This window comes from Mesorhizobium sp. M0904 (assembly GCF_040319475.1).
Taxonomy (GTDB): Bacteria; Pseudomonadota; Alphaproteobacteria; order Rhizobiales; family Rhizobiaceae; genus Mesorhizobium.
On sequence record NZ_JAMYOC010000024.1, the window covers coordinates 1 to 13,301 of the forward strand.

18 protein-coding genes are annotated in these 13,301 nt (G+C 63.9%); 4 read left to right on the forward strand and 14 right to left on the reverse strand.

From position 1 onward, the window contains the following. Positions 1–156: 156 nt before the first annotated feature. Together NKH80_RS23340 and gcvA are read right to left on the reverse strand one after the other, a co-directional pair. The gene (locus NKH80_RS23340; RefSeq protein ID WP_254815834.1) at positions 157–1,467 is read right to left on the reverse strand and encodes an ABC transporter substrate-binding protein; all 1,311 of its coding nucleotides are present in this window, start codon (positions 1,465–1,467) and stop codon (positions 157–159) included. 214 nt (positions 1,468–1,681) lie between these two features. Further along, a complete protein-coding gene (gcvA, locus tag NKH80_RS23345; RefSeq protein WP_254815833.1) occupies positions 1,682–2,593 on the reverse strand; it encodes a transcriptional regulator GcvA in 912 nt (303 codons plus the stop codon). Between the two features lie 110 nt (positions 2,594–2,703). Here gcvA and NKH80_RS23350 point away from each other — a divergent pair, with 110 nt between their 5' ends. Beyond that, complete coding sequence (locus tag NKH80_RS23350) at positions 2,704–2,889, forward strand: hypothetical protein (protein ID WP_254815832.1); 186 nt, start codon at positions 2,704–2,706, stop codon at positions 2,887–2,889. 75 nt (positions 2,890–2,964) lie between these two features. Here NKH80_RS23350 and NKH80_RS23355 read toward each other — a convergent pair whose 3' ends face one another. Then, a complete protein-coding gene (locus NKH80_RS23355) occupies positions 2,965–3,924 on the reverse strand; it encodes a sugar-binding transcriptional regulator (protein ID WP_352993734.1) in 960 nt (319 codons plus the stop codon). Positions 3,925–4,285: 361 nt separating this feature from the next. On the opposite strand from NKH80_RS23355, the gene NKH80_RS23360 reads away from it, so the two are divergent. Then, entirely contained in the window at positions 4,286–4,918 is a 633-nt protein-coding gene (locus tag NKH80_RS23360; RefSeq protein WP_352993737.1) for an HAD family hydrolase, read from the forward strand. Between the two features lie 22 nt (positions 4,919–4,940). Here NKH80_RS23360 and NKH80_RS23365 read toward each other — a convergent pair whose 3' ends face one another. From NKH80_RS23365 to ureC, 7 genes are all read right to left on the reverse strand, one after another. Continuing rightward, the gene (locus NKH80_RS23365; protein WP_352993740.1) at positions 4,941–5,708 is read right to left on the reverse strand and encodes a class II aldolase and adducin N-terminal domain-containing protein; all 768 of its coding nucleotides are present in this window, start codon (positions 5,706–5,708) and stop codon (positions 4,941–4,943) included. A gap of 81 nt (positions 5,709–5,789) precedes the next feature. Next, positions 5,790–6,431: an urease accessory protein UreG gene (gene ureG, locus NKH80_RS23370; protein WP_254815829.1), complete on the reverse strand. Its 642-nt coding sequence runs from the start codon at positions 6,429–6,431 to the stop codon at positions 5,790–5,792. Beyond that, positions 6,428–6,868 carry a DUF3995 domain-containing protein gene (locus NKH80_RS23375; protein WP_352476988.1) on the reverse strand — a complete coding sequence of 147 codons (441 nt, stop codon included), beginning with the start codon at positions 6,866–6,868 and terminating at the stop codon, positions 6,428–6,430. Before NKH80_RS23375 ends, ureG begins: the two co-directional genes overlap by 4 nt. After that, the gene (locus tag NKH80_RS23380; protein WP_352993743.1) at positions 6,865–7,554 is read right to left on the reverse strand and encodes an urease accessory protein UreF; all 690 of its coding nucleotides are present in this window, start codon (positions 7,552–7,554) and stop codon (positions 6,865–6,867) included. The genes NKH80_RS23375 and NKH80_RS23380 overlap by 4 nt, the downstream gene beginning before the upstream one ends. After that, positions 7,547–8,131 (reverse strand): urease accessory protein UreE, encoded by a 585-nt coding sequence (gene ureE, locus NKH80_RS23385; RefSeq protein WP_352993746.1) that lies wholly within the window; start codon positions 8,129–8,131, stop codon positions 7,547–7,549. The genes NKH80_RS23380 and ureE overlap by 8 nt, the downstream gene beginning before the upstream one ends. A gap of 56 nt (positions 8,132–8,187) precedes the next feature. After that, positions 8,188–8,781, reverse strand: coding sequence for a hypothetical protein (locus tag NKH80_RS23390; RefSeq protein ID WP_352509365.1), 594 nt, complete (start codon positions 8,779–8,781; stop codon positions 8,188–8,190). 47 nt (positions 8,782–8,828) lie between these two features. Continuing rightward, a complete protein-coding gene (gene ureC, locus NKH80_RS23395; RefSeq protein ID WP_502900436.1) occupies positions 8,829–10,541 on the reverse strand; it encodes an urease subunit alpha in 1,713 nt (570 codons plus the stop codon). A gap of 179 nt (positions 10,542–10,720) precedes the next feature. Here ureC and NKH80_RS23400 point away from each other — a divergent pair, with 179 nt between their 5' ends. Together NKH80_RS23400 and NKH80_RS23405 are read left to right on the forward strand one after the other, a co-directional pair. After that, positions 10,721–11,104 carry a hypothetical protein gene (locus NKH80_RS23400; RefSeq protein WP_023677006.1) on the forward strand — a complete coding sequence of 128 codons (384 nt, stop codon included), beginning with the start codon at positions 10,721–10,723 and terminating at the stop codon, positions 11,102–11,104. Between the two features lie 126 nt (positions 11,105–11,230). After that, entirely contained in the window at positions 11,231–11,725 is a 495-nt protein-coding gene (locus NKH80_RS23405; RefSeq protein WP_352993749.1) for a hypothetical protein, read from the forward strand. A 26-nt stretch (positions 11,726–11,751) separates the two neighbouring features. Here the strand turns inward: NKH80_RS23405 and NKH80_RS23410 are convergent, their stop codons facing one another. From NKH80_RS23410 to NKH80_RS23425, 4 genes are read right to left on the reverse strand one after another with little or no spacing between them, the layout of a single operon-like run. After that, positions 11,752–12,057, reverse strand: a complete 306-nt coding sequence (locus tag NKH80_RS23410) for an urease subunit beta (protein ID WP_352993751.1) — start codon at positions 12,055–12,057, stop codon at positions 11,752–11,754. A gap of 7 nt (positions 12,058–12,064) precedes the next feature. Further along, complete coding sequence (locus tag NKH80_RS23415; RefSeq protein WP_352993911.1) at positions 12,065–12,658, reverse strand: HupE/UreJ family protein; 594 nt, start codon at positions 12,656–12,658, stop codon at positions 12,065–12,067. A gap of 35 nt (positions 12,659–12,693) precedes the next feature. After that, on the reverse strand, positions 12,694–12,951 hold the full coding sequence (locus tag NKH80_RS23420; protein ID WP_254815822.1) for a DUF1272 domain-containing protein: 258 nt from the start codon (positions 12,949–12,951) through the stop codon (positions 12,694–12,696). Positions 12,952–12,970: 19 nt separating this feature from the next. After that, entirely contained in the window at positions 12,971–13,273 is a 303-nt protein-coding gene (locus tag NKH80_RS23425) for an urease subunit gamma (RefSeq protein ID WP_023677011.1), read from the reverse strand. Positions 13,274–13,301 lie beyond the last annotated feature (28 nt).

A 13,301-nucleotide genomic window follows, 5' to 3' on the forward strand; every position in this document is an offset into this window, starting at 1 on the left:
AAACAGGACCCGCCACCCCCACCGGGCCGGCGATTTCCCCAGGCCGGCCCCCCTCCGCGGCCGCCAAAGTTTTCCCCGCGCTAAACGGGCGCCCCCCAACGGGGGTTCCGGGGGCCCGGTGCCGGCTGCCATGGGCAACCGGCACCGGGAGGCGCCTTATTTGATGTACCCGCCCTCGGTCATCGTCGCGGTGGCGGCGTCCTGTGCCTGCTTCAAGGCGTCGTCGACGCTCGTCTGGCCGGCAAGGGCGGCCGAGAAGAGCTGGCCGACGGTGGTGCCGAGACCCTGGAACTCGGGGATGGCGACGAACTGGACACCAACATAGGGCACCGGCTTGACGGTCGGGTGCGTCGGGTCGGCGGCATTGATGGAATCCAGCGTCATTTTCGCGAAAGGCGCCGCCTTCTGGTACTCCGGGTTGTTGTAGAGCGAGGTGCGCGTTCCGGGCGGAACGTTGGCCCAGCCTTCCTTTGAAGCGACCAGTTCGAGATAGTGCTTCGAAGTCGCCCAGGAAACGAACTTTTGAGCGGCGTCGGCCTTCTGCGTGCCGGCGGGGATGGCCAGCGACCAGGCCCACAGCCAATTGCCGCGCTTGCCGAGGCCATTGTCCGGGGCCAGCGCATAGCCGACCTTGTCGGCGACGGTCGAGTTCTTCGGGTCGGAGACGAAGGACGCAGCGACGGTAGCGTCGATCCACATGCCGCATTTGCCCTGCTGGAACAGCGCCAGGTTTTCGTTGAAGCCGTTGGACGACGCGCCCTCGGGGCCGTCGGCCTTCATCAGGTCGACATAGAACTGCAGCGTGTTCTTCCATTCGGGCTGGTCGAATTGCGGCTTCCAGTTCTCGTCGAACCAGCGCGCGCCGAAGGAGTTCGACATGGCGGTCAGGAAGGCCATGTTCTCGCCCCAGCCGGCCTTGCCGCGCAGGCAGACGCCGTTCACGCCGTTGGCGCGGTCGGTCATCTTGTCGGCGGCCTGCTTGATGAAGTCCCAGGTCGGTGCATCGGGCATCTTGAGCCCGGCCTTGTCCATCAGGTCCTTGCGGTACATGACGAAGGAGCTTTCGCCATAAAACGGCGCTGCGTAGAGCTTGCCGTCGACCGACAGGCCGCCGGCTATGGCCGGGATGATGTCCTTGACGTCATAATCGTCGCCGAGCTTGTCGAGCGGCAAAAGCCAGTTCTGCTTGGCCCAGATCGGCACCTCATAGGTGCCGATGGTCATCACGTCGTACTGGCCACCCTTGGTGGCGATGTCGGTGGTGACGCGCTCGCGCAGGACGTTTTCCTCGAGCGTGACCCACTGCAGCTGAATGTCGGGATTTTTGGCGGTGAAGTCGTCGGTCAGCTTCTGCATGCGGACCATGTCGCCATTGTTGACCGTGGCGATGGTGATGGATTCGGCATGCGCGGCGAAAGCGAGGGCGCTGGCCGAGAACAGGCCTAGGGTGAACGTGCGAAGTTTCATCAAAATTCCTCCCATAAACCAAGATGAGCATTTGCCTTGGCTGTGGGCAATTACTCACCTGCGATGAATTATGTCAAGACGGATTCGTTGCTGCAGCGCAGCACGCCGGGTCTCGTGCGGCGACAAGCTGGGACGTTTGCGGCATGTCTGACGAAGGATTTCAGCCGGGCTGATTGGGCCCGGAGCTTTGCTGTCGGGCTTGCTGGGATTCAGCCTATTGGCAAGCGATCTCGCTCAGGATCCAATCGCGGAAGGCGCGGATCTTCGGCACGTTGCGCCGCGCCGTCGGATAGACCAGCCAATAGGCGTGGCCGTCGTCACCGACCAGATCAAAGGGCTGGATCAGGCGGCCGTCGGCAAGTTCGGCCTTGAACAGCGCCTTGGTGACGATCGCCACGCCGTGGCCGGCAATCGCGGCATTGGCCTCATAGGCCTGCGCGCCCATGCTGGTGCCGGGGCGCTTGGCCAGTTCCTCGACCGGCAGGCCGGCGGCGGCAAACCAGTCCCGCCACCAGATGTCGCCCGGGTCGAGGATCGGCAGCCGCAGCAGGTCGGCCGGCTCCTTGACGCCGCCGATGCTTGCTGCGAGCTTTGGACTAAGGACCGGCGTGAAATCGGCCCTGAAAAGCATATGGGTCTCGACGCCCGGCCAGTTGCCGCCGCCGGAGCGGATGGCAATGTCGATATCCTCTCTGGCAAAGTCGACAACCCTGTTCGAAGTATCGACGCGCACCGCCAGCGACGGATGCGCTACCTGGAACGAACCGAGATGCTGGGCCAGCCAATTGGAGGCAAAGGTCAGCAGCGTCGAAACGCAAAGCACGCCGTCGGCGCCGGTGCGTGCGGCGGCATAGGCGCCGCTCAACAGCGCGAATGCTTCGCTGACCGCGGGCGCCAGGCGTTGGCCGGGTTCGGTCAGCACGATCTGTTTTGGCTGGCGCAAGAACAGGGGCGCACCGACGCGCTCCTCCAGAAGCTTGATCTGATAGCTTGCCGCCGCCTGCGTCATGCCAAGCTCCTGGGCGGCCTTGGTGAACGAGAGATGCCGCGCCACCGCTTCGAATACCCGGATCGCCTGAAGCGGAGGAAGCTGCGAAACCAGCTGTCGTGAATTGAGCTCCGGCATAAGCCCTCCTTATGGGCAGTGATCGACGTTTGATTGGCGGCACCGGCCGGGCCTACCGATATTCCGTATTGAAGATCAATTACGCCTAGAGATAGCGAAGGCTCACGATCATGACCACAATACAGGAAAAGCTGCTTCTTGCTCCAGCCCATGGCTGGTTTTCACGGTTGGCGCGGGGATTGGCAAGGCACGCGGCGCGGAAACGGGCCTATCTCGACGTCCGGGAGCTGCCGCCGCATCTGCAGCGCGACATGGGCTTTCTCGACGGCAACGATCCTTGCGGCCGGCACCAGTAGTGACGCTCGTTTTATCGGGGATTCAGATGCGTTTCGATTTCACATGATCGTTTCCGACCGCCAGCGGCTCGGAGATCATGCGCCCGCTAGCAAGGCGGCGGCGGTCCGCTCATCGGTGATCAGGCCGTTGACCAGCCGCCGGTTGACGGCGGCGAAGATGCCCGGCAGCTTGCGGTCGCCCATGGCAAGCGCGATCACCAGCGACTTTTCGCGCGACGGCAGCGGTGCCGACGACACCCGATCATTGGTAATACCCTCGATCATGCGGCCGTCACGATCGAACACCCAGCCGACGATCTCGGCGAGGCCGCCGGCCTTCTGCAACGCCTTTAATTCACCCTCCGAAATGAAGCCGTCCTCGTAAAGCGGCGCCTTCGGGCCGAGATCGCCTATGCCGACAAAGGTGACGTCGGCCTCAGCCGCAAGCGCCAGCGTCGGCTGGATCATCGGCTGGCTCAGCAGCATCTCGCGCTCCTCCGGCGAGGAGGCGATGACCGGCAAAGGCATCGGAAACGAGCGCGCCTTGACCCTGTCGGCCATGGTGAAGATGACGTTGTAGAAGGCGGCCGAGCCGTCCGGCGAGATGTTGCCGGTCAGCGACACCACTTTGTGCTGCGGGCATTCCATCGGCGGCAGTTGCTCGATCGCGGCCTTCAGCGTGCGGCCGGTGCCGATCGCCATGACGATCGGCGTCGGCGACCGCAGCCGCCGTTCGATCTCGGCCGCCGCAGCCTCGGCGACGCCGATGACGGTGGAGGAAGAGGAAGGGTCGCTGGGCACCACCTCGACCAGCTCAAGCGCAAAGCGCGATTTCAGCCGTGCCGCAAGGTCGAGGCAATTGGCGATCGGATGGTCGACGCGCACCTTGATCAATCCTTCGGAGACTGCGAGCGACACCAGCCGCTGCGCCGTCTGGCGGGAGATGCCAAGCGTGGCGGCGATCTGGTCCTGGGTGTTGCCGGCAACGTAATAAAGCCAGCCGGCGCGCGCCGCATCGTCCAGCCTGTTGCCGCCGCTATCCTGCCGCGAATTCAAGTTCCTGCCTCCCAACCCCGCCGAGCATAAGAGGCGGAGCGCCGTAGTTTCGCAGGGAATGAACTTGCGCGCAATTGCCTATTGCAAGAGCAATTGCTTAGCGTTGAGACTTGGGTGTTTGGAGCGAAGTGTCGGGTCGACCCAGTCTCGCCGCAACAGCAAGGCTGTCGAGGTCGCACAATCTCGGTCCAAAGCGCTCGCGTTCAATCGGCCTTATGCGATGCGCTTTAGATTCTTGCTTTCTATGCACGTCCGTATCGCAAAACCGCTGCACACTGTTGCGCGACATGCATTAGCGGGGACACCGCGGTTTATCTCCCGCGCCAAACGCTTTAAGGGATTTTTGAGAATGGAGCCTTGCATGACGCCGAAAGCGGTTTTCTGGGATATGGACGGCACGCTGGTCGACAGCGAGCCGCTGCACGAAGCGGCGCTGATCGCGGCGCTGCACAGTGTCGGCATCATACCGCCGGCCGACCTGCATGAGCGCGTGCTCGGCATCGCCGCATGGCCAGTCTACGAAATGCTGCGCGACGAGTTCGGCCTCGACCTGCCTTTCGACGACTGGATCGTGCGCAAATACGATCACTATCTGCCGATGGCCCAAACGCTGACGCCGCGCAGAGGCGCGATCGAGATCTTCAACGAGCTGCGCGCGCTTGGCGTACCGCAAGCGGTGGTCTCCAACTCGGACAGGCTGATCGTCGATGCCAATCTGCGCGCCGTCGGCCTCGTCTATCCCGGCATGAAGACGGTCAGCCGGAACGACGTGCGTGAAGGCAAGCCGCATGCCGAACCTTTCCTGCGCGCCGCCTGGCTGGCCGACGTCGATCCCACCGAGGCCGTGGCGGTCGACGACAGCGTGACCGGCGCCACGGCGGGGCTGGCAGCGGGAATGAAGACGATCTTCTGGCCAGAGGCGCCCATGGAGGGGCCGCCGGGGGCGATAATCATCAACAGCGCCGACGAATTGCGAGCCGAACTCGGGCTTTAAGCCAGGCCCGGCGGGACCGCGCTCAACTCCGGTAGGCAGGCTCCTGCTCGTCGAGGATCGCCTTCAGTTCGGAAAGGTGGCGTTCGGCCTGGCCGGGATAGTTTTCCTGTTCCCTTGCCGCTTTCTCGGCGATCTCATCCGACAGTACCCGCAGCGGCCGCCCGGTCCACAGCGCCTTGATATAGGTTTCGGCGGCGCGCTCGAAATAGAACATGCGGTTGAAGGTGTCGGCGACGCTGTCGCCGATGACCAGCACGCCATGGTTGCCCATCACCATCACCTTGACCTTCGGGTCGACAAGAAGCTGCGAGCAGCGCTCGCCCTCTTCCTCGAAGGCCAGCCCGCCATAATGAGCGTCGACGACATGGCGGTTGAAGAAGATTGCCGAGTTCTGGTCGACCGGCGGCAACGTCGAGTCGGCGAGCGAGGCAAGCACGGTGGCGTGGATCGAGTGGACATGCATGACGCAGCGCGCATGACGCACGTTGCGATGAATGGCACCATGCAGGCCCCACGCCGTCGGATCGGGCGCATTCGGGCCGACCAGCGTGTCGGGATCGTTGGCGTCGATCAGAAGCAGATCGCTCGCCTTGATGCGCGAGAAATGCACCTGGTTGGGATTCATCAGGAATTGCGAACCATCGTCGTTGACCGCCAGCGAAAAATGGTTGGCCACCGCCTCGTGCATGTTGAGCCGCGCCGTCCAGCGGAAGGCGCAAGCGAGGTCGACGCGCTCCTCATAGAACGGCAGGTTGGTCAGCACTTCCTTCTGCAGGCGCGTGATGCTCATCGTAAACCTCCGTGAAAGAAGCAAGGATGCCGCGCGGCTGGAACACGCGCAACCGGTTTCGTTTGGTACAGGCGAGCGCCGTTATGCCGCCGTGCTGGTGGCCGCGCCGACCCGAAGCCCGCCATGCTCGACGATGAAATCGATCACCTCCTGCAGCCCCTTGCCGCGCGACAGGTCGGTGAAGCCGAACGGCCGCTTGCCGCGCATGCGGGCAGCGTCGCGTTCCATGATGTCGAGATTTACGTTCACATAGGGCGCAAGGTCGCTCTTGTTGATGACCAGGAAATCGGACCGGGTGATCGCCGGTCCGCCCTTCCTCGGGATCTCCTCGCCCTGGCAAACCGAGATGACATAGAGCGTCAGGTCGGCAAGATCCGGCGAGAAGGTGGCGGCGAGATTGTCGCCGCCCGATTCGATGAAGACGATGTCGAGATCGGGGAATTTTCTGGTCATCTCGGCGATCGCCTGCAGATTGATCGAGGCGTCCTCGCGGATGGCGGTGTGCGGACAGCCGCCGGTCTCGACGCCGACGATGCGATCCTCGGGCAGGGCCTGCAACCTGGCCAGCATCATGGCGTCTTCCTTGGTGTAGATGTCGTTGGTGACGACGGCGATCGAAAACTCGTCACGCAGTGCCTTGCAGAGCTTTTCGGTAAGCGTCGTCTTGCCCGAGCCGACCGGGCCGCCAATGCCGATGCGAAGAGGACCGTTGGGCGATATCATGCGGGGAACTCCGTGACGGCAAGAATGGCGAAGGCAAGCCCGATCAGCAGGCACAGCGGCGAATAATAACGCAGATCGAGCCGCGCGAAAGGCTGTTCGGGCGTCAGCCGGCGCCACCAGGGCGTGAAGCCGGCAATGCCGCGCGCCAGGAAAACCAGCGCGATGAGCAGCGACGTGGCGGCAAGCCCGGCTTTGGGAAACGGCGTGGCAAAGATGCCCTCGAGCGCCATCGGCCACAGTGTCGCCAGGCCAAGGCAGGCGGCAACGGCGAAGCTGGCGAAGGGTGCCGGCATCTCGTCGACGCCATGAAAGCCGATGACCGCACGAGCGCAGGAGGCGGCGTCCCTGCCCGGCCAGATGCCGCCAATGCCCCAATAGACATGCAGTGCTGTGATCAGCAGCAGGACGAGCGAGACGGCGAAAGCGAGGACGATCATGAGCGGAACAGCCGCGAATACTGGGCCTCGTGCTTCATCGCCGTGATGTCGGAGATAAAAGCGCAGCCGCCGAGATCATCGAGGGTCGAGCCGGCAGCGCGGTCGGACGTAGCCAGGGCAAGCGGCTCGAAGCCGGCGAGCAGCGCGGTGGCGCCGGTCTGGCCGACGGCGCCGAGCCGGATCGCGGCCTGAACAAGGTTGGAGAAGAAGGCCTGCAGGAAGGCGGCCAGGGCGTCCCGCAGCGAAATGCCGTGATCGCCGGCAACAGCGCCGACGGCAACGCAATAGGCACATTCGGTCGGCAGGCGATCCAGCACCTGGCACGGCCAGGCGGAGGCTGCTTTCAGGAAAGCGGCGCCCTGCAGCATCGTCTCGGTATGACGCTCGCGCGAGCCTGCCAGAGCTTCGGCAAGGGCGACGATTTCATCGAGATCGCCGGTTTCGCGCGCCCTGCGCCAGCTTTCGGCAAACAGCACCGCATCATTCCAGCCCGAACCCATTTCGACCAGCGTGTCCAGCCACGCGGCGAGGTCTTTGCTGTCGGCAACCAGCCCGGCATGCACGGCTTGTTCCAGGCCATGGCTGTAGGAAAAGCCGCCGACCGGGAAGGAAGGCGACAGCCACGCCATCAGCCGCAACAAAGCAATATTGGAAGGCTGGGCAACGCTGGAAGGCCGGTCAGTCATGGTCATGGTCGTGCGAATGGCTGTGGGAATGCGAGCCGCTATGGCTATGGGAATGCGCTTCGGCGTGGCTGTGCGCATGTGCCTCGGCATGGGCATGGCCGTGCCCGCCATGCGCGGAATAGGCGCCGCGCACCGGCTTGAACGGTTCGGAGACGTCGCTCACAATGGCGCCCAATCCCTCCAGCATCGCCTTGATGACATGGTCGCGCAGGATGAGGATGCGGTTAGCCTCGATGGCGGCGGCGAGATGGCGGTTGCCGATGTGCCAGGCGAGCTCGGCGAGATGGATCGGGTCGCTGCCCCTGATATCGTAGAGCGGCTCTTCGGCCGCGATGATCTCGATGTGGCGGCCATCCTCCAGCACCAGCCGGTCACCATGGTTCAACGTCACCGGTTCGGGCAGGTCGACCAGCACCTTGTCGCTACCGGCCGTTTCGATGGCACGACGGCGCAGATGCCGCTCGTCATGGGCAAGCACCGCCCGGTCGTATGGCGTGGTGGTTCCGGCTTCGCCTGCGGCCAGGACGGCGACGGCGCGCGGGAATTTGGTGAAGTCGGTGCGAATATCGAGCTTCATGTAAAAACTGCCTCTCCCAAAAGCCTAGCCTATCGCGTCCGCCGCCCCAATGGCGCTCAAACAATCGTGTCGAAGAGCCGCAGGATAAACGATACCTGATAGACGAGCGCGCCGGCGACAAAGGCGATGTGAAAGCGGCGGTCGCGCAGCAGGACCGCAATGACGCAAAGCGCGACGAAAACCGGCGTGCGGATCAGATATTCGACGCCGAAATGGGCGAAATGCGCCGGCCCTTTCAGCAGCGTGTCGACCACGTCGAGCAGATAGGTCGCCGCCAGCAGGCCGAAGAACCAGGCCCGGCGCGAATAAAAGAAATCCTCATAGCTGGTGTAGTCCAGCATCGAGTCCGGAAACAGCAGCGCGCAGAGCAGGAACAGCGTGACGGCGTAGAAGATGATGAACAGGTATTTGCCGAAGGTCCAATTCTCGATCTGGAAAAGGCCGAACTCCCACCACCAGAAATGCACCAGCATTAAAAGCACCGACGCAACCCAGGCGAGGTGCACGGGATAGAGCCGGTACTGGCCGGGATGCTGGACGATGCGGGCGAGCCCCGACAAAAGCCGGGTGACGCCAAGGCCGATCACCATGCCCAGGACGATGCGGATATGCGGGAAAATGTCGTGGGCGTAGGGGAGTTGCTGGTCCATAGGCCTGGCGCGGCATGTTCTACATCGGTCGTTCTAACGCCTATGGTTCAGAACAGGAAGTAGCGTTGCGCCATCGGCAGCACGGTGGCCGGCTCGCAGGTGAGCAACTCGCCGTCGGCGCGGACCTCATAGGTTTCGGGGTCGACCTCGACATGCGGCGTGGCGTCGTTGAGCACCATCGAATGCTTGCCGATGCCGCCGCGGGTGTTCTCGACCGCCACCATCTGCTTGTCGACGCCGAGCCTGCCGCGCAGGCCGGCGTCGAGCGCGGCCTTCGAAACGAAGGTCACCGACGAATTGGTCATCGCCTTGCCGTAGGCGCCGAACATCGGCCGATAGTGCATCGGCTGCGGCGTCGGGATCGAGGCGTTGGGATCGCCCATCGGGGCGGCGGCGATCATGCCGCCGATCAGCACCATGTCCGGCTTAACGCCGAAGAAGGCCGGGTTCCACAGCACAAGGTCGGCGCGTTTTCCCACCGCCACCGAGCCGATGTCCTTCGACAGGCCATGCGCGATGGCCGGATTGATGGTGTATTTGGCGATGTAGCGGCGGACCCGGAAATTGTCGTTGTTGCCGGTCTCCTGCGGCAGCGAACCACGCTGGCGCTTCATCTTGTCGGCGGTCTGCCAGCAGCGGATCGCCACTTCGCCGACGCGGCCCATGGCCTGGCTGTCCGACGAGATGATCGAGAAGGCGCCGATGTCGTGAAGAATGTCTTCGGCGGCGATGGTTTCCTTGCGGATGCGGCTTTCGGCAAAGGCGATGTCTTCGGGGATCGACGGCGACAGATGGTGACAGACCATCAGCATGTCGAGGTGCTCGGCCAGCGTGTTGACCGTGTAGGGACGCGTTGGATTGGTCGAGGACGGAATGACGTTGGGCAGACCGCAGACCTTGATGATGTCAGGCGCGTGGCCGCCGCCGGCGCCTTCGGTGTGGAAGGCATGGATGGTGCGGCCCTTGATCGCCGCGACCGTGTTTTCGACGAAGCCGGACTCGTTCAGCGTGTCGGTGTGGATCATCACCTGCACGTCGTAATCGTCGGCGACCGACAGGCAGCAGTCGATTGCAGCCGGTGTCGTGCCCCAGTCCTCATGCAGCTTCAGCGAGCAGGCGCCGGCGAGCACCATCTCCTCGAGCGCGGCAGGTAGCGACGCGTTGCCCTTGCCCGACAGCCCGATATTCATCGGGAAGGCGTCGAAAGACTGGATCATGCGCGCCAGATGCCACGGCCCCGGCGTGCACGTGGTCGCCAGCGTGCCGTGCGCCGGGCCGGTGCCGCCGCCGAGCATGGTGGTGATGCCCGACATCAGCGCTTCCTCGATCTGCTGCGGGCAGATGAAGTGGATATGCGCGTCGAAGCCGCCGGCGGTCAGGATCTTGCCTTCGCCGGCGATGATCTCGGTGCCGGGACCGATGATGATGGTGACGCCGCCTTGGGTATCCGGATTGCCGGCCTTGCCGATCGCGACGATGCGGCCGTCCTTCAAGCCGATGTCGGCCTTGACGATACCGGCGGTGGCATCGACGACCAGCGCATTGGTGATGACGGTGTCGACCGCGCCTTGCGCGCGTGAAACCTGGCTCTGGCCCATGCCGTCGCGGATGACCTTGCCGCCGCCGAATTTCACCTCCTCGCCGTGAACGGTGAGATCCTTTTCGACCTCGATGAACAGCTCGGTGTCGGCGAGCCGGACTTTGTCGCCAACGGTCGGGCCGTACATCTGCGCATAGGCGGCGCGGGTGATTTTAGCCATCAGCAATTGCTCCCGAAATACAGCCCGAAAATACCGCTTGTCGAAGGCGGGCCCCACATTGCTGCCATCCTATGATCACGCAATGACCCGCTGAGCGACACTTTCCGATCCCATTTGGCGTTTGAGGTGGCCGGGTCACCCCAAAACGACCATTTGCCAATCGATGGAAAGGAACATCCATGCGCAAAACGACCCTTCTGGCAGCCGCCGCCACGCTGGTGCTCGCAACCGCCGCCAGCGCCCAGCAACAGCCTGCGCAGCAGCCCAGTCCGGCGCCGGCCGCGCCTGCTCCTGCCGCGCCCGGAGCGCAGCCACAGGCGCCCACCATCCAGGCGATCAACGTCGTCGACATCAAGGATCTGCCGGCGGACACTCAAGCCAAGGTCAACGAGGTGATCGCCAAGCGCAGCGACGCCGATCTGCAGAAACTGCGCGGCTCGATCGACGCGACACCGCAGGTCAAGTCCGCACTCGAAGCCAAGGGGCTCACCTCGGCGCAGGTGATCGCCGCCAGCATGAGCACCAATGGCGCGCTGACGCTGATCACCAAGAAAGCGAGCTGACGAGACAAGGCGGCGGGCCGGCGCCCGGTCAGCCCGCCGCCTCGCAAAGGGAACCTTCACGGGGGACGTTTCGTTTCGGTCCTGTCGCCCTGACACAAGCCTCGAAAAGGACCCTGAGAACGAGCGATGGCGATCACCACCTTCTCCGACACGAGATGGCTGCATGGCATTGCCGCGACCGCGTTTCTGGCCGCCAGCATTCCGCACGCCGCGCTGAACGCGCAGAGCCTCGACAGCGCCGAGACCGTCAACCGGATCGTCGGCTCGGAGGTCGGCCAGGAGGAGACCGAGACAAATGCGGAAGCCGGCAGGGTCAGCTCGGCGATCGACCGCACGCGTGAGAACATCGCTGCCGTGCGAAAGACATCCAAGCTCGACAAGGTCGATATCGTGTTTCTTACCGACGCCGCGCGCACCGAAGGCGGCCCGCCGCCGGCGATCGAAAGCAAGGTCAGGCAACATCGGGACGACATTGCCGAGCTGCGCAAGGAGATCGAGGCGAACGCATTGCTGTTCAACGCCATCGACTCGCGGCGAGTGCAGACCGAGGACGTTCTGGCGGTTGAATTCGACGATTCGGGAAAGGTCGTCATCTATGCGGCGGCCAAGCCGCCCGGCTGAGCCGAAACTGCTCGACGCCTTCGATCTCACAGCTTGCCCATGATCTTCTGCTGAAATCCGTAGACCTTGCGCTTGCCGCCGAGCGGCACCAGGGTAACGTCGCGCTCCTGGCCGGGCTCGAAGCGCATCGCGGTGCCGGCGGCGATGTCGAGGCGCATGCCCCGCGCCTTGTCGCGATCGAATCTCAGTCCTTCATTGGTCTCGAAGAAATGATAGTGGCTGCCGACCTGGATCGGCCGGTCGCCGCTGTTGGCCACCTTCATGGTGACCGTCGGCAGTCCCTTGTTCAGTTCGATCTCGCCGCTCGCCGTGATGATTTCGCCGGGGATCATCACGGCCTCACAGGATGCCGAAGGCGAGGCCGGCGCCAATCGCGGCACAGGCGGCGCCAGCGGCGCGGGCAAGCCCATTGAAGCGCCAGCCGAGGCCGAGACCAGCCGTGATGCCGACGGCATGGAGCAACGCGGTGGCAACGGCAAAGCCTGCGGTATAGCCAAGCCCAGCGGCATTTTCAGGCACCTCGGTGCCGTGGGCGTAACCATGGAACAGCGCAAACAGGCCGATGACGGCGACGCCGGCCGAGACGGGAAGATCGACGGCGAGCGCAACCAGCAGCCCGAGTGCCACGACGGACGCCAATATGGCCGGCTCGACGAAAGGCATCGGCACATGCAGCATACCGAGCGCGCCGCCGGCCAGCATGACGCCGACGAAAGCCAGCGGCCATGCCCAGATCGCCTTGCCGCCCCTGAGCGCCGCCCATAGGCCGACGACAATCATCACCGTCATATGATCGAGGCCGGAGAGCGGGTGGGAGAAGCCGGCGGTGAAGGACGAAACCGTGCCGACGCCGACATGGGCATAGGCCGGCATAGCTGCCGCCAGCAGCAGGGCCGCCGACAGCGTCGTGCATTTCATCGTAGCGGGGATCATCGGCGTAGCTTCCATCTTCGAGATCATCATGCCTCTCACGCCGCCTTGCGGGCCGGACCGCAGCCTTCTGCCTTGAGGACGCGCTTGGTCGAGGCCGGATATTTCGTCAGCAGCGCTGCCGGACGGATCGGGCGAGCCGAGAAGTTGCCGCCGCAATTCGGGCAGGCGCCGCCGAGCACGTTTTGTGCGCAGTCGGCGCAGAAGGTGCATTCGAAGGTGCAGATCACCGCGTCCGTCGCATCGGGCGGCAGATCCTTGTCGCAGCATTCGCAGTTCGGACGCAGCTGAAGCATTTTCCTCTCCTTGGCACCGTTATCTGATCGGCTCGTGCACGGTCACCAGCTTGGTGCCGTCTGGAAACGTCGCCTCGACCTGCACATCGTGGATCATTTCGGCAATGCCTTCCATCACCTGGGCCCGGGTGACGACGTGGGCGCCGGCCTCCATCAACTCGGCGACGGCGCGGCCGTCGCGGGCACCCTCGACGACGAAATCGGTTATCAGCGCGATCGCTTCCGGATGGTTGAGCTTGACGCCGCGTTCGAGCCGCTTGCGGGCCACGATCGCCGCCATGGCGATCAGCAGCTTGTCTTTCTCCCTCGGCGTCAGATTCATGCGTTTTCCTGCAGTGGTACAATCGAAA